Annotated in this window: 17 protein-coding genes; 11 read left to right on the top strand and 6 right to left on the bottom strand. The window is 72.1% G+C overall.

What is annotated here, in order from left to right; genetic code table 11:
• The 6 genes from AB7U92_RS03525 to AB7U92_RS03500 form a co-directional block, all read left to right on the top strand.
• The coding region (locus AB7U92_RS03525) for a hypothetical protein (RefSeq protein ID WP_428574798.1) at positions 1-647 on the top strand (647 nt) is incomplete at its 5' end.
• Complete coding sequence (locus AB7U92_RS03520; protein WP_428574796.1) at positions 647-2671, top strand: hypothetical protein; 2025 nt, start codon at positions 647-649, stop codon at positions 2669-2671. The genes AB7U92_RS03525 and AB7U92_RS03520, both read left to right, overlap by 1 nt.
• Positions 2668-3696, top strand: a complete 1029-nt coding sequence (locus AB7U92_RS03515) for a hypothetical protein (protein ID WP_428574794.1) — start codon at positions 2668-2670, stop codon at positions 3694-3696. Before AB7U92_RS03520 ends, AB7U92_RS03515 begins: the two co-directional genes overlap by 4 nt.
• On the top strand, positions 3693-7694 hold the full coding sequence (locus AB7U92_RS03510; protein ID WP_428574792.1) for a hypothetical protein: 4002 nt from the start codon (positions 3693-3695) through the stop codon (positions 7692-7694). Before AB7U92_RS03515 ends, AB7U92_RS03510 begins: the two co-directional genes overlap by 4 nt.
• Positions 7691-12235 carry a WD40/YVTN/BNR-like repeat-containing protein gene (locus tag AB7U92_RS03505; RefSeq protein ID WP_428574790.1) on the top strand — a complete coding sequence of 1515 codons (4545 nt, stop codon included), beginning with the start codon at positions 7691-7693 and terminating at the stop codon, positions 12233-12235. Before AB7U92_RS03510 ends, AB7U92_RS03505 begins: the two co-directional genes overlap by 4 nt.
• Before the next feature lie 13 nt (positions 12236-12248).
• A complete protein-coding gene (locus tag AB7U92_RS03500) occupies positions 12249-13331 on the top strand; it encodes a M12 family metallopeptidase (protein ID WP_428574788.1) in 1083 nt (360 codons plus the stop codon).
• Positions 13332-13334: 3 nt separating this feature from the next.
• Here AB7U92_RS03500 and AB7U92_RS03495 read toward each other — a convergent pair whose 3' ends face one another.
• The 3 genes from AB7U92_RS03495 to AB7U92_RS03485 are packed head-to-tail and all read right to left on the bottom strand — an operon-like array spanning position 13335 to position 17118.
• A complete protein-coding gene (locus tag AB7U92_RS03495) occupies positions 13335-14405 on the bottom strand; it encodes a 3-deoxy-7-phosphoheptulonate synthase (RefSeq protein ID WP_428574786.1) in 1071 nt (356 codons plus the stop codon).
• Between the two features lie 17 nt (positions 14406-14422).
• Complete coding sequence (locus AB7U92_RS03490) at positions 14423-15409, bottom strand: NADPH:quinone reductase (RefSeq protein ID WP_428574784.1); 987 nt, start codon at positions 15407-15409, stop codon at positions 14423-14425.
• A gap of 56 nt (positions 15410-15465) precedes the next feature.
• Positions 15466-17118, bottom strand: coding sequence for a phosphoethanolamine transferase (locus AB7U92_RS03485; protein WP_428574782.1), 1653 nt, complete (start codon positions 17116-17118; stop codon positions 15466-15468).
• Between the two features lie 156 nt (positions 17119-17274).
• On the opposite strand from AB7U92_RS03485, the gene AB7U92_RS03480 reads away from it, so the two are divergent.
• Positions 17275-17760 carry a VOC family protein gene (locus AB7U92_RS03480; RefSeq protein WP_428574780.1) on the top strand — a complete coding sequence of 162 codons (486 nt, stop codon included), beginning with the start codon at positions 17275-17277 and terminating at the stop codon, positions 17758-17760.
• Here AB7U92_RS03480 and AB7U92_RS03475 read toward each other — a convergent pair.
• The 3 genes from AB7U92_RS03475 to AB7U92_RS03465 are packed head-to-tail and all read right to left on the bottom strand — an operon-like array spanning position 17757 to position 21555.
• Positions 17757-20171 carry a xanthine dehydrogenase family protein molybdopterin-binding subunit gene (locus AB7U92_RS03475; RefSeq protein ID WP_428574778.1) on the bottom strand — a complete coding sequence of 805 codons (2415 nt, stop codon included), beginning with the start codon at positions 20169-20171 and terminating at the stop codon, positions 17757-17759. The genes AB7U92_RS03480 and AB7U92_RS03475 overlap by 4 nt on opposite strands.
• On the bottom strand, positions 20168-20695 hold the full coding sequence (locus tag AB7U92_RS03470) for a (2Fe-2S)-binding protein (protein WP_428574776.1): 528 nt from the start codon (positions 20693-20695) through the stop codon (positions 20168-20170). The genes AB7U92_RS03475 and AB7U92_RS03470 overlap by 4 nt, the downstream gene beginning before the upstream one ends.
• Positions 20692-21555, bottom strand: a complete 864-nt coding sequence (locus AB7U92_RS03465) for an FAD binding domain-containing protein (protein WP_428574774.1) — start codon at positions 21553-21555, stop codon at positions 20692-20694. Before AB7U92_RS03465 ends, AB7U92_RS03470 begins: the two co-directional genes overlap by 4 nt.
• Positions 21556-21637: 82 nt before the next feature.
• Between AB7U92_RS03465 and AB7U92_RS03460 the strand changes: the two genes are divergently transcribed.
• The 4 genes from AB7U92_RS03460 to AB7U92_RS03445 all read left to right on the top strand — a co-directional run.
• A complete protein-coding gene (locus tag AB7U92_RS03460) occupies positions 21638-22315 on the top strand; it encodes a TetR/AcrR family transcriptional regulator (RefSeq protein WP_428574772.1) in 678 nt (225 codons plus the stop codon).
• Positions 22316-22334: 19 nt separating this feature from the next.
• Positions 22335-22781, top strand: coding sequence for a VOC family protein (locus tag AB7U92_RS03455; RefSeq protein WP_428574770.1), 447 nt, complete (start codon positions 22335-22337; stop codon positions 22779-22781).
• A gap of 7 nt (positions 22782-22788) precedes the next feature.
• Positions 22789-24015 carry an FAD-dependent monooxygenase gene (locus tag AB7U92_RS03450; RefSeq protein ID WP_428574768.1) on the top strand — a complete coding sequence of 409 codons (1227 nt, stop codon included), beginning with the start codon at positions 22789-22791 and terminating at the stop codon, positions 24013-24015.
• 29 nt (positions 24016-24044) lie between these two features.
• Positions 24045-25032 (top strand): ABC transporter substrate-binding protein (locus AB7U92_RS03445; RefSeq protein WP_428574766.1); only part of this gene is annotated, 988 nt, incomplete at its 3' end.

Here is a 25032-nt window from a genome sequence, read left to right as displayed (position 1 = left end):
CCGTCGCCCCGGGCTGCGTGGTGCATGCGGTGGGCGAGCGGCTCGAACTGCACGGCGAGCGCCTGGAGGCCGGCTGGGTCGGCGGTGCGGAGCTGGCGCGCGGCATCAGCACCGTGACCACCACCTTTGCGATGACGCCACGCACCGTGCTGATCGCGCTCGACGACCCGGCCTCCGCCGGCGACCCGGTGGCCGCGCGGCAGCTGCTGCTCGGCCTGGACGGCGCGGTGCGCGCCCGCGACGCCACCGGCAGCGAGCGCGCGCCGGTGCTGCTGGCGATGGACAACCGCAGCGTGCTCGCCTACGACGTCGTGCCCGACGGCGACCGGCCAGTGGTGGTGACGATCGCCAGCGAGGCCGGGTGGTCGCTGGTGGGCGTGATGGCCACCGCCGAGCTCGATGCCACCGGCGCGGTGGCGCTGCTCTCGTCGCGCGGGCTCGATGCGGCGATGCAGCCCTTCGCGGTCGCCAACCCCGTGGCCGGCGCGGCCACCAGCCGGCTGGCCTGGGTGGCGCCGACGCGCAGCAGCGACGAGCGCGCCACCGCCAAGGCGCGCGCGCAGGGCGGCGCGGCGGTGGTCTCGCTGGCGCGGCGCATGGCACGTGCGGCGCGCAGCAAGCAACGCAAACCCGGAGGACGACGCTGATGCCGCAGACCGGCCACTTCATCCTGCACTCCAACGTGATGCCGAAGATCACGGCGGGGCGCTACGAGCTGCGCACCGAGCAGACCGGCCTGCCCTTCGAGGTGGAGCCCGAGACCACGCACATCCAGGTGGCGGCGCCGCGCTACACGATGCCGACCGACCAGATCCTCTCCAGCTTCCCGCCGGCGAATGCGGAAGGCGCCTTCGGCGACCGGCTGCCGCAGATCGTGCTCAAGCGCCGCACGCTGCCCTGGGAGCGCAACCCGGCCGGCGTGGTGACCACATCGGAGACGCCCTGGCTCGCGCTGGTGGTGGTGGCCGAGGGCGAGGCCACGCTGTCCACCGCCACGCCGGTGCGCGACTGCGTCACGCCCGGCACCGCGCTGCTCGACCCCGACGACAAGGACGTCGAGCAGGGCCTGTACCTCGCCGTCACCGAGACGGTGGTGAAGAAGGTCTTCCCCTGCAAGGACGACCTGCCGCTGCTGGCGCACGTGCGCGAGGTCGACGTCAACGACACCGAACTCGCCAATGGCGATGACGACGGCTGGCTGGCGGTGGTGCTGGCCAACCGCCTGCCGGTGTTCGACGAGGCGGCCAAGAAGCCGGTGCGCTACATGGCCTGCCTGGTCAACCTCGAAGGCCAGCTCGATGCGCTGCCGCCGCCCTTGCCGCCGGTACCGAGCTTCGAGTTCGTGCTGGCGCAGGACTGGTCGGTGCTGGCCACGGTGAATGCCGCGAGCCCGCCCGATGCCCGCGTGATGGGCAACGTGAGCCTGGGCGACATGGTGCTGCCTTCGGCCGCCCTCGGCCCCGCCTCGGCCCGGCCCGAGGGCCTGGCCGCTGCGGCGCTGAACAAGACCGCGGCCGGCGCGAAGATCGGCGTGGCACTCGATGGCAGCTCGGCGATGCAGCAACCCAGCGTCGGCAAGCAGTGGACCTCGGCCACGCAGAAGGTGGCGGCCGTCGCGCTCGACCCCGACGCCAAGCGCCTGGTGCGCGACACCATGGCGCAGGGCTTCCGCCTGCCGATCGAGCTGTACGCCATCGAGAAGGTGCTGCGTTTCCCGGTGCTGGCGCACTGGTCGTTCACCACCAACGAGGGCGCCACCTTCGAGACGCTGATGCAGGACCTCGACGTCGGCCTGCTCGGCACCGTGCCTGAACGCGCGCCGAACGCGCCGGCCGCGAACGCCGCGCCCGAGGTGGTGCAGACCGGCCACATCGGCCTGGACCACCGCACCCGCCGCGGCGATCCGACGCGCGCCTGGTACCGCGGCCCCTGCGTGCCCTTCCCGACGCCGCGCGACTCGACCGCAAAGGACGAGCCGCTGGCGCTGGCGCATTCCGCCGATCAGCTGCGCCGCGTGATCCCCGACGGCCGCGAGGATCTCTCGCTGGCTGCCGCCTTCGAGATCGGCCGGCTGATGGCGCTGTCGCAGCTGTCGGTGGTGTCGGCGTTGCTGCGCTTCCGCGCCGAGCAGTTCGGCGCCGGCCGCGTGCGCGAGATCCTCGCCGAGCTGATGCCCTTCGCCATCCCCTCGCTGGCCGAACTGCGCGATGCGCGCATCGACATGGGCCGCTTCGTCGCGTTGCAGGTGCTGCCGGTGGTGGCGAAGAACACCGACCGCATGATCGGCCCGCAGCGCCCGGTGGCCGACCCCGGCCGGCCGCTGCGCGTGGAAGGCGATCTCGACCGGCTGGTGGCCGCCGGCCTCGGCTTCGACCTCGCGGCGTTGCGCAAGCGCGCCGACTCGGTGGGCGTGCTCTCCGCGCTGCAGACCACGGCCGTGCCGCTGGCGATGAAGCCCGGCGAAACGCCGAACGAGAAGCTAGTGGTGCCTGCGCTGCGCGCCGCGCTGCAGGGCGAGCTGCAGCGCACGCTGGCGGTGGCGGTGCCGTCCAAGCCCACGGTGGTCACGCGGCCCGGCGTGCGCGGCGCACAGGCCCGGCCCCAGCGCGACGCGCTCGACGAGCTGATCGCGCACGCGCCGCCGGACGACGACGAGGAGGCCCAGCCATGAAGTCCATCGTCAATGCCGAAATCGCCCTCCAGGCCGCGGTGAATGCGGCGCAGAACTACGCCGACCTCGTCACCGACCGCGACCCCGACGACGGCGAGCACGTGGTGCCCGGCGAACTGCGCCGCTTCCTCGCCCGGCTGCGCCTGCTGCACGGCGTGCCCTTCAGCTACCTCGTGCCCGACGCCGAACTGCTGCCGGTGGAGTCGATCCGCTTCTTCTACCTCGACCGCGCCTGGTCCGATGCGCTGGTGCAGGGCGCGCTCAGCGTGGGCACCATCAGCAGCGCCGACCGCACGCAGCTCGAGGCGGTGTACCCGCACATCCGCGCCGAGGTCGACGAGGCCGAGCGCACGATCCGCCAGCCTCGCGACGAGGACCTGCTGAAGGCCGGCAGCGGCACGATCACCGGCTTCCTGCTGCGCTCGCGCGCGGTGTCGGGCTGGCCCAACCTGCACGTGCGGGCCTATTCGCGCGACGTGGTCGCCGACGATGCGCTGACCACTGCGGCCGAGTCCGACCCCAGCCGCATGAAGGTGCTGCGCATGGAGCGCCTCGCGCCGGCGGTGATGCTGGTGCTGTTCGACGGCGTGCCGGCGGTGGTTCACATCGAGGAGCCGCGCCAGGGCATCCAGTTCGGCGCGCGGCTCGACCCGGAAGACCCGCCGAACGCGCGCCGCGCCAAGGTGAAGGTGCGCGACTGCAACACCGGCGACAGCGTGCCGCCGCTGGACGACTTCACCCCGGCCAACTCGGTCGAGGTGCCCTTCCGCCCAGGCGCGACGGGCGTGATCAACATCGCCGCGCTGCGCGCGCGGCTGGCCGCCAAGGCGCCGAACAGCGGCGGCACGCTGGAGCCCAACGAGTACGCGCTGCAGATGCTGCGCTTCCCCTACCGCCAGGTGTTCGGCGACCCGCAGGACACCGAGGGCTCGAAGTTCTACGCACTCGACCGCTTCAAGGCGACCGTCGCTCTGGCCGACTGGAAGAGCACCGTGGCGACGAAACTCGGCAAGGTGCAGCCATGAGCACCAAGTCGCGTGCCCCGATGGACGCCGCCGCCTTGCAGCAGGCACTGCGCAGCAAGCGTTTCCTCGCCGCCGACCGCGCCGGGCTCGACCTGCGCGAGATCGCCACCTGGGACAAGCACCTTCTTCGCGAGCATCGGCTGCTGGTGCCGATCGACGTGCAGGCCCTCTATGTGCCGCCGGGCAGCACCGAGAAGATGGTGCGGCTGCCGATGCTGGTGGCGCATGTCGGCGGTGAACGCATCGAAAACATCGAGGACGGCCTGCCCGACCCCTTCGACGAAGGCGCGCCGCGCGAGGCCGGCGTGCACCTGCACTGGGCCATGCCCGATGCGCTGCTGCGCGGTTCGTTCCGGTCGGCCGGCGACGGCAGCGCCAACCGCCTTGCCCTGCCGCCGCTGCCCGACCGCTGGGTGGTGCTGCGCCTGCTGCTGCCGCGCGGCGCAGCCGAGCCGGTGCTCACCGGCTGGGTGCTGGAGGCCGACCGCGCCGTGGCCGTGCCGCTGGACCAATGGCAGGAAGGCGGCGCCGCCTCGACTTCGGCCACGCCGGCCGGCGAGGAACTGCGCCGCGAGCAGCTCACCGGCACGGTGGGCGGCGCGGTGAGCTGGTCGGGCGTGTACGACGCGGTGCTCAACCGCTTCGCCTTCCACGACCCGCTGGGCGAGCTGAAGACGATCGCGCCGCAGGGCGTGGACGAGGACTGCGCCAGCTACCTGATTGCCGGCTGGTGGAGCGATCCGGCGCTCGACCCGCTCGACAAGGCGCGCAGCAACGACAGCCTGCACGAGATGCTCGAGCGGCTGCGCTGGCGGCTGCTCTACGAATGGGGCGACGAGGCCTGGGCGCGCCAGCAGGCCCAGGCGCAGGCTGACCTGCGCAAGGCGCTGGGCCTGACCAGCACCGACCGCTGGTCGGAGCCGCGCCCGCCGGTGATGGCCAAGGCGCGTGCCGCGCGAGCCGCAGCGCCGGCCAGCGCCTTCGTGCCGATCGACAAGACCTTCCTCGTGAAGCAGGAGCGCGTGGCGGTGTCGGCGTTTGCCAGCGACGCGATCGAGCGCTTCGTGGCGCCGGCCTGGCAGCTGCGCTCGTCGCTGCTGCATGGTGCGATCTACGGCGTGCCGGTGCAGGGCGCGGCGACGATCGACCGGCGGCCTGCGGCCGCCAGCGTCGGCATCGCGCTCGGTCTGCACGACGACGACCTGATCGCCGGCTTCGCCGCCGCGCAGGCCACGCCCGAGCAGCGCCGCGCCACCGAGCGGCTGCTCACGGCCTTCACCGCGCAGAAGGTCAACCGCCTCGGCTCGGCCGACGGCGCGGTGGAACTCGAAGAACATGAACATGGCGTCGCCTTCGCGTCGCTGCCCGCCGGTTCCGCGGGCACCGACCGCTACCTGCAGCGCGTGCAGACCGGCGGCGTCGGCGGCCTGGGCCTGGGGCGCACGCGCGCGCAGAACCTCGGCATCGCCGCGCAGACCAAAGCCGCGAAAGGCGTGCTCGGCGCGCAGGCACCGGCGGCGAAGGCCGAGACCCACTTTGCAACGACGGGCAAGCCCAACCTGATCAAGGCCACCGAAGCGCTGATCAACGACCTGGCGCGCTCGCGCGTCGGCGAGGTGCTTGCGCCCACCGAGGCGCGCGTGGTCGACCGGCCGGCGCCGCGCTTCACCTTCCCCACCGAGCCGATGCTGGCGCTGCGCGGCGTCGGCCGCAGCCTGCGCCATGGCGGCGACGGCCGCGGCTCGGCCGACGGCAAGCTCACCTGCCGCTGGCCGACGCACGTGATCGCCGAGGTCGACGGCGTGGTCGCAAAGGACCGCTTCATCCGCTCGCTGGGCAACGGCTCGGTGCCCTCGGAGGTGCTCACGCTCGCGCGCGAAGCGCTGCTGCACGACCCCTACCACGACGAGTGGATCGCTGCGGTATTGGCACCGCCGGGCAGCGGCCGCACCGCGCTGCTGACGCGGCTGAAGGCCGAGTCGGTGCTGCGCTTCGGCCGCGACGGCCGCTACGACGGCACCACCGCCGTGCTCGACCCCGTGCTCGCCGGCGCGCCATCGCGCCGTGCACGCGCCGCCGCGCAGCCGCTGCGGCCCGGGGCGCACGAGCAGCAGGCGCTGGTGGCCGACGAGCTGCGCCGCTTCTCGCTCTACAAGGGTGCGGACCCCGATCTCGTCGGCGTGACCACCTGGGCGCAGCCCTGGGTGCCGATGTGGCTGGAATGGGAGATCGCGGTCGAGGGGCTGGACCCGGCCACGCTGAAGGCCTGGCAGCTCGGCGCGGTGGATCTCGACGGCGCCACGGCCAGCTTCGACGGCGGCACCGCCACGCTGCGCGGCCGCGCGCAGCTGACCAGCGGCGGCGCGAAGACGCTGCACGACGCCATCACCGACTGGCTGGCCGCCGAGGATGCGCTCGACGAGGACGATGCCGGCCTGGTCGACGAGGACCTCGAGGACGCCTACCGCACGCTCGGCACCGCGGTGAAGCACCTCGACGTGATGACCGCCACGCTCGACGGCCTGCGCACCCAGCTGCTCGGCCTGCCGGCGCGCGACGGCCTGCATCGGCCCGGCGCCGCCGAGGGCGTGAGCAACCCCGCGCCGACAACGCCGCCGTACCTGCTGCTGGCCGGTTGCGCAACGCTGCAGCGCGCCCGCGTGCTCGACGCCTTCGGCCGCACGCTGGAGCTGCCAATCACCGGCGTGGTCACGCCCACGCGCAACTCGCTGCCCGCGCGGCCCGGGGCGCTGTTGCTGCGCCCGCGCCTGCTGCGCCCGGCGCGCTGGCTGTTCCGCCTCGTCGATGCGGCCACGCCGGTGGGCGCGGAGGGCACCGAGGGGCGTGTCGACCAGATCGAGGCGGCGCTGCAGGTCAACCCGGTGGCCGGCTTCGTGATGCCCGACCACCTCGACGAAAGCCTCGAGGTCTTCGGCGTCGACGGCTCGCCGATCGGAGAGCTGGCGCACGAGCCGGTCAGTGGCGGCGTGATGTGGGAGATCGCCGCCGGCCGCGAGGGCCCGGCCGACGCCGGCCCGCACCACGGCCTGGCACCCGCGCAGAAGCCGCTGGCCGACTTCGCCGCCGCGCTGGTGGCGGCCGATGCTGCCGCCCGCTCGGGCGCACCGGCCGGTGGCGAGGATGGCGATCACGAGAGCGCGCTGACTGCGCTGCTGCGCGCCATCGACACCACGTTGTGGACGGTGGACAGCTTCGCCTCGCTGGGCAGCGAACACGTCGCCGGACTGGTGGGCCGGCCGATCGCGGTGGTGCGTGCGCAGCTGCGGCTGGAACTGCGGCCGCCGCTGGACGTCGATCTCTCCGACCCGGCGCGCGCCGCCGAATGGGCGCAGGCCGAGCAGGACGCCGCGCGTCACGCCTTCCCGGTGCGCATCGGCGAGCTCACGCGCAGCGACGACGGCGTGCTCGGCTTCTTCGTCGACGACGACTACTCGCGCTTCCGCCTCGTCGACAAGGCGATCGCTGCCACCGCGCCCCAGACCGGCCGCAGCCGCGGGCAGCTCGGCGTATTCGGCCAGTCGGCCGGGCTGCCCCCGGCCAGCGCCATCGAGCACCCGTACATCGCCGGCACCGACGACGCCGACACGCTGATGCTCCACCTCGGCCAGACGGTGACGCTGACGATCTTCATGCACCCGGCCGGCAAGGCCACGCTCACCTCCGGCCTGCTGCCGCGCAAGGCGCTGGCGCTGGCGCGCGACTGGGTCGGCCCCGGCCTCGCGGCGATCGCGCCGTCGCTGCGCACCGGCCCCGTGCTGGTGGAGACCGATCTCGCCGCCGAAGGGCAGGTGCGGCTGCCCAAGGTGTCGGTGTTCGGCAAGGACCAGAACTTCCTGTGGCGCGACACGCCGGCGAGCTGGCGCACCGACGCCATTCTCGCCGCCACGCAGACCGCGCTGCTGCCCGACAGCCCGGCGGAGTTCCGCGAAGGCTGGATCCGCGTGGCGCCCACCCGGCCCGAGGAGAGTGGCTCGTGAGCCTGTACGACTGGCCACCCGGCGGTGGCGGCGAGGGCGGCGACGATCCCGGTGGCCGCGGCGACTTCCTGCAGCGCCACCGCGTCGAGTTCGACGCCGAAGGCGCGCGCCGCATCGCCCGCCGAGGGCCGCAGCCCACTCCGGGCGTGCTGCGCGCGCCGGCCAGCGGCCGCACGCACCTGTGGCAGCCGCTGGGGCCCCACACCGTGATCGACGGGCAGGTGGTGGGCGGCGCGCACGTGGCCGGCCGCGTCAACATGCTGGCGGTGCATCCGGACGGCCAGCGCCTCTATGCGGCCAGCGCCAATGGCGGTGTCTGGCACTCGGCCGACGGCGGGCTGCACTGGCGATCGCTCGGCGGGCTGGCGGCCACGCCCTCGCCGGGCTCGATCAACCGGCCGGCGCAGCGCAACGCCTGCGGCGCCATCGCGGTCGACTGGAATGCAGCCGGTGGCGAGGTCGTCTACGTCGGCACCGGCGAGACCACCCACGGCCGCGACGCGCAGCCCGGCCACTCGCTCGGCGGCATCGGCATCCTGCGCGCGGTGGCGCCGGCTGCGTCGGCCGCCGACGACCCCTGGACCCGCGAGGCCGACGTGCTGCTCGGCCACGGCATCTGCCGCATCGCGCTGGAGCCGGGCGGCAGCGGCGTGGTGGCGGCCACCACCGCCGGCCTGTTCGAGCGCCAGGGCGGCGGCAGCTGGCAGCGCCTGGCCGCCGCGCCCTTCGACACGCTCGAGACCAAGTGCGCCGACGTGCTGTGGACCGCCGGCGACGGCGCGCGGCCGCAGCGCCTGTGGGTGTGGGTGCAGGGCGGCAACTCGTCGGGCCTGTGGGTGCGCGACGGTACCGCTGCGTTCCAGCGCATCCTGACGACGAAGTCGCCCGCGGCGGCGGCGCTCGGCGAGGCGGTGACCGGGCGCGCCACCTTCGCGCTCGCCAACGCGCTGGCCGCGCCGGACCAGATCTACCTCTTCAACGACCACGGCAAGCGCGACGGCAGCGGCGTGCCGCGCCTGTTCCGCATCGCTTGCGCAAGCGCGGCGACGCCGACGGCTCGCAACGTCACCGGTGTGCCCGACGTGCTCGGCAGCCAGGGCTTCTACGACATCGCGCTGGCAGTGCACCCCACGCAGGGCGATCGAGTGGTGGTCGGCGGCGCGACCTTCCCGGCCACCACGCCGAGCGGCCAGGCGCTCAAGGCCAGCGGCAACACCAACGACGGCGGGATCGTCATCGCCGACGTGGCCGACAACGGCGGCGGCGCGCTGGTGTTCGGGCTGCCCGCCACGCCCAGCCGCATGATCGGCGCCGGCGTGCATGCCGACGTGCACGACCTCGTCTTCAGCAACGGCGGCAGCCGGCTGTGGGCGGCCTGCGACGGCGGCGTGTTCCGCAGCGACCGGCTCGACAGCCAGGTCGGCTTCGCGGCGATGAACGACGGCCTCGCTGTCGTCGAATCGAACTACATCGCCTGTCACCCGGTGTGCGAGGGCCTGGTGGTAGCGGGCCTGCAGGACAACGGCGTGATCCGACGCCGCTCCGGCGCCGTGTGGTTCCACGAAGGCAATGGCGACGGCGGCGGCGTGGCGTTCGACCCGACCCAGCCGACGCGCTACCTGCGCCAGTTCTTCCGCGGCAACTGGGCGTCGTTCCCCGGCAGCCTCGCTCTGCCGCTGACCGCGGCCGAGCGCGACGACCACTGCGCCTTCTATTCGACGCCGGCGCTGGTGGCCAAGCAGCGCCCCGGCGCACCGGCGGGGCAGCAGACGCTCACCCAGCTGATCGTCGGCACCTCACGCGTCTGGTACACGGAGGACTTCGGCGCCAGCTGGGTCACGCTGCCCGGCGGCACGCCGCCGCCGGCCGGTAACCTCGACCACGACGGCTTCGGCGAGAAGATCACCGTCTGCCGCTGGCAGGGCAGCGAGGTGGCCTGGGTGCTCGGCGAAGGGCGCCTGAAGCGCTACGCGCGCACCGCCGGCACCGACAACGCCGCCGGGCCCGGAACCTGGACGACGGAGACGGTGCTCGAGCGCGGCGTCAAGAACAAGAAGGACACGACAAAGGCCAACGGCCCGATCCGCAAGGCCGAGGTCTGGACCGACATCGCCGTCAATCTCGACGCGCCGGGCAGCGCGCGCGGCACGCGCGGCGCGCTTTACCTCGGCACCATCGGCCACACCGACGACGCGGAGGTCGACACGCTGTGGTGGTTCGACGGCACCGAGCGCTGGTTCGCCACCGGGCTGCGGCGCGACGGCGTGCCGGCACCGGTGACGTCCATCACCTGCGACCCGGATTTCCCTGACGAAGTCTGGGTCGGCACGACGATCGGCGTGTGGAAGGGCCAGCGCAACCTCGCCGACCCCGACGCACCGACCTGGACCTGGAGCGCTCGCGTGAACGGCCTGCCCGAGGCGGCGGTGGAAGACCTCGCGCTCTACAGCCGCGACGGCCTGCGCCTGCTGCGCGCCGGCATCGCCTCGCGCGGGGTGTGGGAGCTGCGCCTGGACACGGCCGACGTGGCCGACCTTGCCTACCTGCGGGTGCACGAGGACGACCTGCGCCACCGCGCCAGTGCCTCGCTGCTCGGCCGCGACGGCACGACCGAGCGCTCCTGGCACGCCAGCCCCGACATCCGCCCCCGCCGCGCCGCGCTGGCCGTGCCGCTGCCCGCCTCGCTGCCGTGGGCACAGGGCGCGCCGCCGGCCATCGACGCCGAACAACTGCGCCGCTTCCAGTGCGCGCTGCGCGCACGCACCGGCGACCCGCGCGTGCGCGCCACCGGCCAGTGGGACGCGGCCTTCAACGAGGTGCTGCGCAGCCTGGCGGCTCCCACCATCGCGCCGCAGACGGTGCGGATCGACAGGCCGTACTGGGATCTCAGCATGGTCGCGCCCTTCGCCACCGCCGAGGCCTGGGGCAGCGAGCGGCCGGGCAGTGCCGACCTGATGGAGTTCAGCGCGGCGCTGGAGGAAGGCACGGCCGGTGCCGCCTCGTGCACGCTGCCGGCCGGGCCGAGCCGCGTCGAGGTGCTGGTGCAGCACCGCGGGCTCGCGCCACTGGATGGCACCGGAGTGCGCGTGGCGCTGCTGAGCTGGATCGATCCGCAGACACCGCCCACCTCGCGCTTCGACGATGCCAGCACCTGGCCGGCCGGCGACGTTCCGTGGACGAGCGCCATCAACGAGGTGCTGAACTCCGCGGGCGGCACCACCGCGCAGCCGTTCGGCGCCGGCTGGACCCTGGTCGGAGCGCGCCAGACGCTGGCCGGGCAGACGCTAGACCCGCTGCACCCGGGTATGGCGAGCTTCGAGCTCGATCTGTCCACGCTGCCGAGGCATCGGGTCGTGCTACTCGTCGCGGTGATCCGCCACGGCAGCGACATGGCGCTTGCGCCGGCGCCGCTGCGCACATTGGTGCTCGACCGGGCCCAGGTCGCGGCCCGCTCGCTGGCCATCGACGGCGAGCGTATCGACGCCGCGGCGGTACGCGACCCGTTCCCGACCGTCGCCTACGCCCAGGAACTGCGCGCCAGCGCCACGCAGAACACACGGCTGGCAGCGGCAATCGCCGCGGTGCGCGCCACGCTGACGCCGGACAACCGGACGCGGCTGGACGGCGCCGCGCTGCTGGTGGCGCGGCTCACGCCCGCGGGGCCGCTGGACTACGCCGGCGTGCACGAGTCCGACATGTTCTTCTCGGCCAGCCTGCTCAAGCTGGTGCTGCTGTACACGAGCTTCGAGCTGGTCAAGCAGGTCAACGAGCTGGCGCCGGCGCTGACGGCCACCAGCGCGCGCAAGTTCATCGCCGCCGTACAGAGCACGTTCGGCCCTGCCGTCGAGCGCGCCGTCGGCCGCATCCCGAAGGGCGACTGGCGCAAGGTCAAGTTCAGCGAACTGCTTGCCGCCACCGCCAGCGGCGGCGGGCAGTTCCGCGTGGCCCTGTCCACCGCCCATCGCGACGACCTGACCGAGATCTTCGCCAACCAGAGCCAGAACACCACCCCGGGGCGCAGCATGCGCCGGCTCGGCTACAGCCTCGTCAACCGCACGCTGGAGGCGGGCGGCTTCCTCGACACCACGACCGGCACCGGCCTGTGGATGGCCACCGACTACGGCAACTGGCGCGACTTCCACGTGCCGGTGTCCACGCGCGGCGGCCGGCCGCCGCGGGCAGGCGGTTCGTCGGCGGCGATGACGGCGCTGGCGATGGCCAGCCTGCTCACCCACATGCACCGCGGCCAGCTCGCCGACGCCGCCAGCAGCGCCGCCATGCGGACGATGTTCGAAGGCGGCGCGGCCTGGCTCTCCGGCCTGCCCAACCGTGCCAGCTTCGGCTTCACCGACCTGGCCGCCAAGGTCGGCCATGCGTCCAGCGGCTCGGCCTTCGTCGGCTCGGTGATGTCGGAGGCCGCGTTCCTGCAGCGCAAGAGCGACAACGCCGAGTTCGTGGCCGTGTGGCAGAACGTGCCCGATGCGCTCGGCGCCGAGCCCATCTACCGCGTGCTCGATGACATGATCCGCAACTGGCCTTGAGGAGAAGCCACCCATGCGCCCCATCTGCAAGATCTGCTCGCCCTTCGTGCCCGGCCTCACCGGCCAGGCCGGACGCAGTTCGAGCGACGAAGCCGCCTCGCACGAGCGGGTGGGCAACGTGCGCATCACGCCGATGCGCGGCGTCCCCGGGCGCACGCGTGCCGCGGTGGAACGCATGAAGCTGTGGGAGAACGGGCGCCTGATCAAGGTGCGCTTTCTCGACGGCAAGCCGGCGGTGCAGGCCAAGGTGGAGGCGATCGCGAAGGAGTGGGAGCAACTCGCCAACCTGCGGCTGCACTTCGTGACCAGCGGTACGGCGCAGATCCGCATCAGCTTCGCGGAGGAAGGCTTCTCGTGGTCGACCGTGGGCACCGATGCGCTGACCGTGGCACCGGGCAAGCCGACGATGAACTACGGCTGGCTGGAGACCGACACGCCGCTGCGCGAGTACCAGCGCGTGGTGCGCCACGAATTCGGCCATGCGCTGGGCATGATCCACGAGCACCAGAACCCAGCGGCGCTGGGCAAGATCCCCTGGGACAAGCCCAAGGTGTACGCCTACTACGCGCAGCAGGGCTGGAACAAGGACGACGTGGACTTCAACATCTTCCAGGTCTACGAGGAAGACAGCACCAACCACAGCGCCTTCGACCCGAGCTCGATCATGCAGTATGCGGTGCCCGATTCGCTGACCGTGGGCTCCTTCGCGATCGGCTGGAACACCGAGTTCTCGCCCACCGACATCGAGTTCATGCGCCGCCAGTACCCAAAGGCGACGCCGGCGATGACCGAGCTCGTGCCCGGCCAACGTGTCAGCGCCGATCTGGCCACCGCCGGCGAGGTCGACGAATACCACTTCAGCGTGGCCACCGCGGCCACGTTGATCATGAGCACCGAAGGCCCGACCGACACCGTGCTGGCGCTGCACGGCCCGGGCGACCGCGGCGCCGTGCTGGCCTGGGACGACGACCGCGGCAAGGGCACGAACGCACGCATCGTGCGCAAGCTACAGCCGGGCGACTACTGGCTGACGGTGCGCCACAAGACGGCGCACGCCACGGGGAGCTACTCGGTGGGCGTGAAGAAGCGCGCCTAGCGATTACTGCGCTTTGCGCCGCGCCGCCACCGCGCGCGCCAGCCCCTGCAGCACTGGCACCGTCTGCGCGAAGGAGATGCAGGCGTCGGTGATCGACACCCCGTGCCTGAGCGGCACGCCGGGCACGAGGTCCTGCCGGCCTTCCTCGAGGTGGCTCTCGATCATCACGCCGGTGATGCGGCGGTCGCCGGCGGCGACCTGCGCGGCCACGTCGGCGGCCACCTCGATCTGGCGGCGGTGCTGCTTGCTGCTGTTGGCGTGCGAGACGTCGATCATCACCTGCTCGCGCAGGCCGGCGGCGCGCAGCGTCTCGCAGGCCTGTCCGACGTGGGCCGCGTCGTAGTTCGGCGCCTTGCCGCCGCGCAGGATGACGTGGCAGTCGTGGTTGCCGCGGGTCTCGAAGATCGCCGCGACGCCCATCTTGGTCATGCCCATGAAGGCGTGCGGCGCGCGGGCGGCGAGGATGGCGTCGGCCGCCACCTTGAGGCTGCCATCGGTGCCGTTCTTGAAGCCGACCGGGCAGCTCAGGCCCGAGGCGAGCTGGCGGTGGCTCTGGCTCTCGGTGGTGCGCGCGCCGATCGCGCCCCAGCTGACGAGGTCGGAGATGTACTGCGGGCTGAGCAGGTCGAGGAACTCGGTGCCCAGCGGCAGGCCCAGCGTGGTGAGATCGAGCAGCAGCCGTCGGGCACGCTCCAGGCCCTCGTTGATGGCGAAGCTGCCGTCGAGGTGTGGGTCGTTGATGTAGCCCTTCCAGCCCACCGTGGTGCGCGGCTTCTCGAAGTAGGCGCGCATCACGATCAGCAGATCGTCCTGCAGTTCCTCGGCCACGGACTTGAGGCGGTGGCCGTATTCGAGCGCCTGGTCGTGATCGTGGATCGAGCAGGGGCCGACCACGACCACCAGCCGGTCGCTGCGGCCGTGCAGCACGTCGGCGATCTGCGCGCGGCTGGCCTCCACCAGTGCCAGCGTGTCGTCCTGCAGCGGCACGCGCTCCTGCAGCAGCGCGGGGTTGATCAGCGGGCGCACGGCGCCGATGCGCACGTCGTCGATGCGGGTGGTGTCGAGGGTCTTCATGCGGGGCAAATGCAGCTTCAGGGAAGTTCGATCACGACGTTGCCGATCGCGCGGCCGCTCTCGACGAGCTCGTGCGCCTGCACGATCTGCGCGAGCGGCAGGCGCTGCGCGATGCGGTGCTGCAGCACGCCGCGCGACAGGCAGTCGGCGAGCACGGCTTCGGCCTGTGTGCGGTCGTCGTCGGCGAGGTTGTAGACGATGAAGAAGCGCAGGTTCAGGTTCTTCAAGATCAGCGGGAAGAAGGGCAGCGAGAACTCGCCCTGGCCGCTGCCGTAGACGACGAGGTCGCCGCCGGGGCGCAGCAGTTCGAGGTCAACGAGCCGGTTGGCGGCGATGTCGACTTCGATCACGCGATCGACGCCGCGGCCGTCCGTGGCTTCGCGCACGCGCTCGGCGACGTCCTCGCGGCGGTAGTCGATCGCCAGGTGTGCACCCGCCTCGCGCGCGATCTGCGCCTTCTCCTCGCTGCTGACGGTGGCGATCACCTGGCGCGCGCCGAGCAGCCGCGCGAACTGCACCGCATAGTGGCCCACCGCGCCGGCGCCGCCGGCCACCAGCACGCTGCGCCCGTCTACGCCACCGGCCATCCGCACCGCGTGCAGCGCGGTCAGCGCCGGGATGCCGAGGCAGGCACCCGCCTCGTCGGGAACGCCGGCCGGCAGCGCCACGGCCTGCCGCGCGGGCAGCACGATGAACTGCGCCGCTGTGCCGTTCGCGCGACCCCAGGCGCCGTTCCAGATCCACACGCGCTCGCCGATGCGCTTGGCGTCGACGCCCTCACCCACCGACTCGATCACGCCCATGCCGTCGCTGTGCGGCACGATGCGCGGGAAGGCGAGCTGCTTGCTGCGCAGGCCGGCACGGCTCTTCACGTCCGACGGGTTGACGCCAGACCAGCGAAGGCGCACGCGCACCTCGCCCGGCCCGGGCACGGGATCGGGCAATGCGGCGAGGGTGAGCACCTCGGCGGCAGGCCCGGTGCGTTCGTAGAAGGCAGCTTGCATGACGGCTCCTGCGGCGATCGGAGCCGCGATTCTGCGGCAGCGCGAGACCGGTTCGCTCAGCGGTCGAAGTGCGCCACCGCCACGCCCAGGCGGGGCGCCTGCCAGCGGTACTCCCCGCTGAGGACGTTGCGCGAATCGTCGCGGCCGGCCCACTGCAGGCCGAGCAGATCGGCCACCGTCCAGGCCGCCCAGTCGGCGCGGAAAGGCCGCGTGGCCGTGGCGGCGTCGATGAGCTCGCTGCGCCAGATCAGCGCCGGGATCCGATAGCCCGACGCCGTGGTGGCACTGTGGCCGGCACGGTCGAGCTCGTGGCCGACTTCCTGGCCGTGGTCGGAGAAGTACATCCAGGCGGCCCGGCCGCCCGCAGGCGCGGCTTCGCGCAGTGACTTCAGCAGATCCGACAGCACGGAGTCGTGGTAGCGCAGCGCAGCGTCGTAGTCGTTGCGCGCTTCTCGCGTCCAGGCCGAACGGCCGGCGGCCTGCAGTTGCCGGTCGACCGCGTCGTCGGCGTTCTCGAACGGATTCGCGCCCGGTGGGCAACGCAGGGCGTAGTGAGGATGCGCGCCCATCAGGTGGACCACCAGCAGCTTGCGCGGCGACGGATCGGCCAGCGCACGGCCGACCTCGTCGAGCAACTCGCCATCGAGCGTGTCGCCACCGCGGCCGGGGCGGCGGTTGATCATCTCGACCTGGTCCGACAGGCCGGCATGCAGCGCCTCGAGCGCCATGTCGTCCTGGTTGCCGATCCACCAGACCTTGTAGCCGGCCGCGCGGGCGAGCGCGATCAGGTGCGGCGCGTCGCTGCGCTCGCCCTGCCCGAACCGGAACAGGTTGTGCAGCGCGGGCAACGTGCTCGCATCGGCCGACCAGGCGTGGCGCAGCACCGCGAACTGCTCGCCGAGGCGCGCACGGTCGGCGGCCAGCCGCGGCGTGGTGTCACGCGGATAGCCGTACAGCCCGAGGTTGTCGCGGTTGACGCTCTCGCCGACCACCAGCATCACCGTGGCCGGGCCGCCGAAGGCCAGCGTCGGCGCCTGCTCACGCGCCTGCGCCAGCGTGCGCTCGCGCAGCCGCAGCTGCTGCGCCCAGCCGGCCCGCAACTGCTGCGCCGAGTCCCACCACTGCGACCAGAACACCGCCGGGTGCATGCGCCGCCAGGGTTTGCTGGCGTGGGCCACGCCAGCCACGAGCAGCACGGCCGCGAGCACGGCCAGCACCAGCCGGCGCGGCGGGCGCCAAGCGGAAGCAGCCCGCGGCCAGCGCGGCGCGCGGCCCAGCGCCCAGGCCAGCACGGCGGCGGCCACGAGCGCCGGAAGCAGGCGCCACAGCACGCCCGGCGCGTTGGTGCGCAGGTATTCGCTGCTCTCCTGCGCACGCGAATTGGCCAGCGCGCCGAGCACCATGCTGCTGTCCGGCGCAGCCTGGTAGTGGGCCCAGAGATAGTGGCGCACCGCGCCATCGAGCACGAAGGCCATGGCCAGCGACCAGATCGACAGCGTGCGCACGCGGTGCAGCCAGTCCGAGCGCAGCGGCCAGGCCGACCAGACAATCAGCGGCAGCGTCAGCGCCAGCATCTGCACCGTGCGGCGGCCGTCGTGCCCCAGCACGATGAACAGGCCCAGCGTGAGCACCAGGGCGATCGGCGCGGCCTGGGCGAGCCGCCAGGGGCCCGGCTCCAGCGAGGGCAACGGCTGGGTCGACGATGTCATGACGTGACGGTATGTGGCGGCGGATTCTGCCAGCGGCTCCCTGCCCTCCGGTCCCCGGCTTGGTGTTTCCCCGGGGCTGGATGCCAATTCGTCGAGCTTTCGGCGCGCCGTTCGTCGTGGAATGGCAGTCCCCCGTCACCCCATCCGGAGAACCCCATGGCCGCACCCACCGTCCGCCCCATCCCCGCCGACATGCACTCGCTGACACCGCACCTCGTCTGTGACGGCGCCGCCGCGGCGATCGACTTCTACCGGGCCGCCTTCGGCGCCGTCGAGGCCGGCCGCCTGCCCACCCCCGACGGCAAGCTGATGCACGCGATGGTGCGCATCGGCGACTCGGCATTGATGCTGGTCGACGCCTTTCCGCAGATGGGCGCACTCGACCCGAAGGCGCTGAAGGGCTCGCCCGTGACCCTCCACCTCTACGTGACCGACGTCGACGCGACGATGGCGCAGGCCGAGCGCGCCGGCGCGACCATCACGATGCCGCCCCAGGACATGTTCTGGGGCGACCGCTACGGCCAGCTGACCGATCCGTTCGGCCACCGCTGGTCGGTGGCCACGCACGTGCAGGACCTGACGCCCGAGCAGATGCAGGCGAACCTGGCGGCGCTGCCGCCGTCGCCCGACTGCGGACACTAGATCTTCTTGAGTGCACGCAGGATCTTCTCCGGCGTGATCGGCTGCGAGGCGACGCGCGCACTGAACGGCGCCAGCGCGTCGTTGATCGCGTTCATCACCGCGGCCGGCGCGCCCGCCGTGCCGGCCTCGCCCGCGCCCTTGGCCCCGAGCTGCGAGCTGCGCGTGGGCGACTGCACGTGCGAGACGACGATGTCCGGCATCTCGCCAGCCATCGGCACCAGGTAATCGGCCATGTTGCCGTTCTTCAGCGTGCCGTCGTCGCTGTACAGGCACTCCTCGAACAGCGCGCCACCGATCCCCTGCACGATCGCACCGCGCATCTGCTCGTCGACCAGCATCGGGTTGATCACGCGGCCGCAGTCCTCCACCGCCCAGTGCTTGAGCAGCTTCACGAACCCGGTGTCGACATCGACCTCGACGTGGCTCACCTGCACGCCGTTGGTGAAGATGAACGGGTAGTCGCGCTGCGCGTAGTGGCGCGTGACCATCAGCTCGGGCGTGAACTCCTTGGGCAGCGTATCGCTGCGGAAGTAGGCGATGCGGCCGAGCTCGGCAAGCTCGAGCACGCGCTCGTTCGTGCGCGCATCGACGACGGCACCGCGGTAGACCTTCAGTTCCTGCCGGTCGCGCTTCAGGATCGCCTCGGCGACCGCCAGGATGTTCTCGCGCAGCACGCGGCCGGCCTGCAGCACCGCCTCACCGCCGATGCCGGCGCCGCGCGAGGCCCAGGTGCCGCCGCCGTAGGGCGTGGTGTCGGTGTCGCCGGTGACCACGCGCACGCGGTCGATGGAGACGCCCACCGCATCGGCGGCGATCTGCGCGAACACCGCCTCGGCGCCCTGGCCCTGCTCGCCGACGCTGCTGCTCACCGTCAGCACGCCGGTGGGCTCCAGGCGCAGCGTGGCGCCGTCCTGGCTGGCGATGCGCGCACCGCCCACGCCGTAGAAGGCCGCGCTCGGGTTGGTCAGCTCGATCAGCGCGGCGATGCCGATGCCGCGGTAGATGCCGCGCTTCCTCAGCTCGGCCTGCTCGGCGCGCAGCGCGTCGTAGTCGCACACCCGCTTGGCTTCGCGCAGGCAGGCCTCATGAGACAGCACTTCCAGCTTGATGCCGGAAGCGCCGGTGGCCGGGTAGGCGTCGTCGGGAATGACGTTGGCCTGGCGTAACAGCAGCGGGTCGGCGCCGAGCTTGGCCGCCACGCCATCGACCAGCGCCTCGGTGATCGCGCAGGCGATCGGGTGGCCCACGCCGCGGTACTGGCAGGTGGGTACCTTGTTCTGGAACACCACCTGCAGCTTGGCGCGATAGGCCTTGTGCTTGTAGGGCCCGCCGGTCAGGTTGACGACCTGGTTGCCCTCGATGCCGCTGGTGCGCGGGAACATCGAGAAGGGGCCGATGCCGGTGAGGTCGTCGATCTCGAAGGCGAGGATTTCGCCGCTCTTCGTGGCGGCGATGCGGCCGTGGATGCGGTGCTCGCGGGCGTGGATGTCGGAGACGAAGCTCTCCAGCCGGTCGGCAACGAACTTCACCGGCCGCTGCAGCAGGATCGACAAGGCCACGGTGGCGAAGTCGTCCGGATAGGCGTGCACCTTGATGCCGAAGCTGCCGCCGACGTCGCGGCAGATCACCCGCACCTGCGACTCCTGCAGTTCGAACTGCCGGCAGTACAGGTCCTGCATCATGTGCGGGGCCTGGAACGAGTGGTAGACCGTGAGCTTCTGGTCGCCGGGGTTCCAGTCGGCGATCTGGCAGCGCGGTTCCAGCGTCACCCCGGTATGGCGGCCGAAGTGGTAGGTCTCCTCGAAGACGACGGCATCGGGCCGCGCGAAGGCTTCGTCGACACCGCCGGTGTCGAGCGAGCGCGCAAAGCACAGGTTGTCGCCCAGCTCCGGGTGGATCAACGGCGTGGCCGGGTCGAGCGCGGTCTCGGTGTCGAGCACGGCGGGCAGCGTCTCCCATTCCACTTCCAGCAGCGCGAGTGCATCCTCGGCGATCGCGCGCGTCTCGGCGACGATCGCCACCACCGGCTCGCCATGCCAGGTGGCGCGGTCGAGCGCCATCGGGTACTGGGGTGCGCTCTTGATGCCGGCCAGGTGCGCCAGCGTGGCCACCCAGGGCTTGCAGATCTCGGCGATCTCCGCGCCCACCACCACGGCGATCACGCCCGGGTGCGCCTGCGCCGCCGCACGCTCGATGCGCGTGATGCGCATGTGCGCCACCGGCGAGCGCCAGAACACCACGTGGGCCAGGCGCGGCAACTCGATGTCGTCGATGTACTGGCCGCGGCCCTGCGTCAGCCGGCGCACGCCCTCGCGCGGGATCGCCACGCCGATGTGGCGCTGATCCTCGGTGACGGCCGGCAGGTCGGCGCCGAGGTCGCGGCGGGTCGGGATCTCGGTGGGATGGTTCATGCGCGGGCCTCCAGCGGCTCGTCCACGAAGCGACCGGCCTTCTGCTGCTCGAGCACCGCGCACACCGCGTCGACGATGGCGTGGTAGCCGGTGCAGCGGCAGTAGTTGCCGCTCATCCACTCGCGCACCTGCTCGCGCTGCGCATCGGGCTGCTGCTCGACCAGTTCCAGCGCCGCCATCAGCATGCCCGGCGTGCAGTAGCCGCACTGCAGCGCGTTGTGCTCGACGAAGGCATCCTGGAGCGCCTTCAGGCGCTTGCCGGGCGTCAGCGTCTCGACGGTGTCGACGCGGTGGCCGTCGGCCTGCGCCGCCAACACCAGGCAGCCGCGCACGATCTGGCCGTCCAGCTTCACCGTGCAGGCGCCGCACACGCCGTGCTCGCAACCCAGGTGCGAGCCCTTCATCCCGCAGTCCTCGCGCAGGAAGTCGACCAGGTGCTTGCGGCACTCGACCTCGCGCACCAGCGGCGTGCCGTTGACCGTCACGCGCACGCGGCGGGTCGGGGCATCGGTGGGCGTCTTCATCGTGTCTCCTCGATCAGTCGCGCCACCGCACGGCGCATCAGCGTGGCGGCGAGCTGCTTCTTCGCGGCCACCGAGTGGGTCAGGTCCTCGAACGGATCGAGCTCGGCGCGCAGCGCGGCATCGGCGCCGTCCAGCCGCGCTGCGTCGACGGCACCACTCTGCAATGCGGCCTCCGCCTTCACCGCGCGCACCGGTCGGTCACCGAGGCTGAGGAACACGAGACGCAGATCACTCAGCGTGCGCCCCTTCACCTCGGCGCGCGCGGCGAGGCCGGCCACTGCATAGTCGCCATGGCGACGCGACAGTTCGCTGAAGTCCTGGCGCACGCCTTCCGCCGTCACCGGGATCTCGCAAGCCTTGAGCAATTCGCCCGGCTGCATCGCCGTGGTGTACAGGCCCTGGAAGAAGTCTGCCGCCTTCACGCGCCGCTCGCCCTTCGCACCGGCGATCACCAGCGTGGCATCCAGCGCCACCGCGCAGGCCGGCCATTCGGCCGCCGGGTCGGCATAGGCGAGTGCGCCGCCGAAGGTGCCGAGGTTGCGGATCGCGCGGTGCCCGATGTGCGGCGCGGCCTGCGCGAGCAGCGGCGCATGCTGCGCGACGAGCGGCGAGGCCTCGACCTCGCTGTGCCGCGTCAGCGCGCCGATGCGCAGCGTGGCGCCTTCCACCGCGATGCCGCGCCAGGCGTCGAAGCCGGCGATGTCCACCAGCAGCGCGGGCTGCGAGAGCCGCATGTTCAGCGTGGCCAGCAGCGTCTGGCCGCCGGCGATCACGCGCGCGTCGTCGCCGTGTTGCGCGAGCAGCTCGAAGGCATGCTGCGGCGATTCGGCGCGGATGTAGTCGAAGGCCGGCGATTTCATCGGGTCGGGCTCGCCTCGCTAGGGTTTGTCGGGATTGGGCGTTGTTGACCACCCGCTCAACAATTTCAGCCGAGTTGAGCAGATGGTCAATACCGAAGAAACCCGGAAGGACGCCGCGCCCGCGCGGCGCCGGCTCGACGCGCGCGAACGCGAGCGGCAGATCATCGAAGGGGCGGTGGAGTTCTTCGCGCGCCGCGGGCTCGATGCACAGATGCGCGAGCTCGCCGCCGAGCTCGGCATCGCGCACACGCTCCTGTACCACTACTTCCCGACCAAGCGGCAGCTGATCGAGCGCGTCTACGAGGAGACCATCGCCGGCCGCTGGGATCCGAAGTGGGAGACGCTGCTCGACGACCCGGCGATCGGCGTCGAGGACAAGCTGCACGCCTTCTACCGCGAGTACCTGCCGGCCATCCTCACGCCCGAGTGGCTGCGCACGCTGGTGCACTCGGGCCTGTCCGACGGGCTGATACCGACCCGCTACTTCGCGCTGGTGCGCGAGAAGCTGTTCCCGCGGCTGATCCGCGAGTCGCGCCGCCACGCCGGCAGCCGCTCGCGTGCCAAGGCCACGCCGCGCGAGGAGGCCGCGCTGATGGGGCTGCACGGCGCGCTGATCTACCAGCTCGGCATCTGGCCGCTCATCTACCAGCAGCACTTCAGCGGCGAGGGCGACCCGGCGCTGATCGACACCTTCATCCGCGACCGCATCCGCGGCTACCTCGCGCAGGTGCACGAGTTCGTGCCGGCGCCGCGGCGCTGAGCACGGAAGGAGCCAGCCCATGGGCATCTCGCTGAACCACTTCTCGATCCGCACCGTCGACCTCGACGCCTGCGAGCGCTTCTACTGCGGGCTGCTCGGGCTGAAGAAGGGCCCGCGCCCGCCCTTCCCCTTCCCCGGCCTGTGGCTCTATGCCGGCGAGACGGATCGCTACGACAACGCCGCGGTGCACATCATCGGCATCGACCGCAACGACCCCGAGGGCCTGAAGAAGTACCTCGGCGACCGCGACGAGACCAGCCTCGCCGGCAGCGGTGCGGTCGATCACGTGGCCTTCTTCGCCACCGGCCTGAAGGAGACGCTGGAGCGACTGAAGGCCAACGGCATCGAGGGCCGCGAGCGCACCGTGCCCGTGCTCGGGTTGCACCAGGTGTTCATCGACGACCCGAACGGCATCGTGGTCGAGCTCAACTTCCCGGCGGCCGAGAAGGCCGCACTCGGCGGCTGACCACGCGATGGCGCGCATCCTCGTCAGCGGCGGATCGCTCGGCGGCCTGATGGCCGCCAATGCGCTGCTGCGCGCGGGGCACGACGTGACCGTGCTGGAGCGCTCCCCGCGCTCTCTGGAAGGCCGCGGCGCCGGCATCGTCACCCACGAGAGCCTGCGCGAGGCGCTGCGCCAGTGCGGCGCGGTGGTCGACGAGACACTGGGCGTGCCGGTGCAATCGCGCGTGGTGCTCGATGCACGCGGCGAGGCCGAATGCCGCTGGGAGCATCCGCAGGTGCTCACCTCCTGGGGCCGGCTCTACGCGCTGCTGCGCGCCGCGCTGCCGGCGGCGAACCACCGCCTCGGCGCGGCGGTGGCCGGCGTCGAACAGACCGAGGCCGGCGTGCGTGTTCGCCTGGCCGGCGGCGAATCGCTCGCGGCCGACCTGCTGGTGGCCGCCGACGGCATCCGCTCGACGATCCGCGCGCAGCTCGCACCGGCGGTGCAGCCTCAGTACGCCGGCTACATCGCCTGGCGCGGCGTGTGCGACGAGGCGAGCCTGTCGCGCCGCACGCGCGAGACGCTGTTCGATCACTTCGGCTTCGGCCTGCCCGAGGGCGAGCAGATGATCGGCTACCCGGTGGCCGGCGCCGACGACAGCGTGGCGCGCGGCCAGCGGCGCTGGAACTTCGTCTGGTACCGGCCAGTGGCGCCCGGCGCCGAGCTGGCCGGCATGCTCACCGACGCCGATGGCGTGCACTATCCCGACGGCATTGCGCCGCAGCAGGTGTCTTGGCGCCACATCGCGGCGATGCGCCAGGCCGCGCGCGACAAGCTGGCCCCGCAGTTCGCCGAGATCGCCGAGAAGACGGCGGTTCCCTTCCTGCAGCCGATCTACGACCTCGTGTCGGCCAACATCGCCTTCGGCCGCGTGGCGCTGCTCGGCGATGCAGCTTACGTGGCGCGGCCGCATGTCGGCATGGGCGTGGCCAAGGCCGGCGACGACGCGATGGTGCTGACGCGCTGCATCGCCGAACTCGGCGCCTCGCCCGCCGCGCTGCGCCGCTACGCGCAGCTGCGCCAGCCGGTGTGCGTGGGCGTGGTTCAGCGCGCCCGCCGGCTCGGCGCCTACATGGAAGCACAACAGCGTGGCGCCGCCGTGCAGCGCAGCGCCGACGAGGTGATGCGCCAGACCGCGATCGACCCGTCGCTGTTCGACACCGAGGAATCGACACCACGGGCCGCCAGAGCCTGATCCATCCACCCCAGCCAGGAGACAAGCCCATGAGCCAGAACCCCGCGAACCTCCGCCGCCGCCGCATCGTGATGGCCGGCACCGCCATGGCCACCGCCCCGGCGCTGTTCAACATCGCCCGCGCCCAGGCCGGCGCGATCAAGATCGGCTTCCCGGTGCCGCTGACCGGCGCCTTCAGCGCCGAGGCGCAGGACCAGGTGCGCGCCGCCGAACTGGCCGTGAAGGAGTGGAACGCCGCCGGCGGCCACAAGGGCATGCAGTGCGAACTGCTGGTGCGCGACACCAAGCTCAACCCGGGCGAGGCCGCCACGCGCACCCTGGAGCTGATCGAGAAGGACAAGGTCAACTTCGTCGTCGGCTCGCTGTCGGCGGCCACGCAGTTGTCGATCAACGCCGTGACGCGCGAACGCAAGGTGCTCTACAACTCGATCAGCCAGTCCGACACCATCAACGAGGCCAAGGACTGGAGCCTGTACACCTTCCACGAGGCGCTCAATCCGCACCTCACCGCCGGCGCGGTGGGCCGCTACGCCTTCCCGAAGTTCGGCAAGCGGGTGGTCTACCTCACTGCCGACTACGCCTACGGCCACGAGATGGTGCGCGGCTTCCAGCGCGCCGGGCAGGCCTTCGGCATGCAGACGCTGGCCGACATCCGCCATCCGCTGGGCACGGCCGACTACTCGGCCTTCCTGCCGCGCATCCAGGCGCTCAAGCCGGACATCCTGGTGCTGTGCAACTTCGGCCGCGACCTGGTGAACTCCGCAAAGCAGGCCACCGACTTCGGCATCAAGCAGACCACCAAGATCATCGCGCCGGTGCTGCTGTACACGGCGCGCCTGGCCGGCGGCGCCGACGCCTTCGAGGGCATCCTCGGTGGCACCAGCTACTACTGGGGCATGGAGGACAAGATCCCCAGCGCGAAGAAGTTCAACGACGCGTTCCGCAAGGCCTACGGCGGCTCGGTGCCGTCCGACTACGGTGCGCTCGGCTATGCCGGCATCCGCTCGGTGCTGCAGG

It is taken from the genome of Piscinibacter sp., from assembly GCF_050175855.1.
Classification (GTDB): Bacteria; Pseudomonadota; Gammaproteobacteria; order Burkholderiales; family Burkholderiaceae_C; genus Piscinibacter.
Note: the sequence above shows the minus strand (reverse complement) of the source record. Positions and strands in the feature narration are given on the sequence as shown.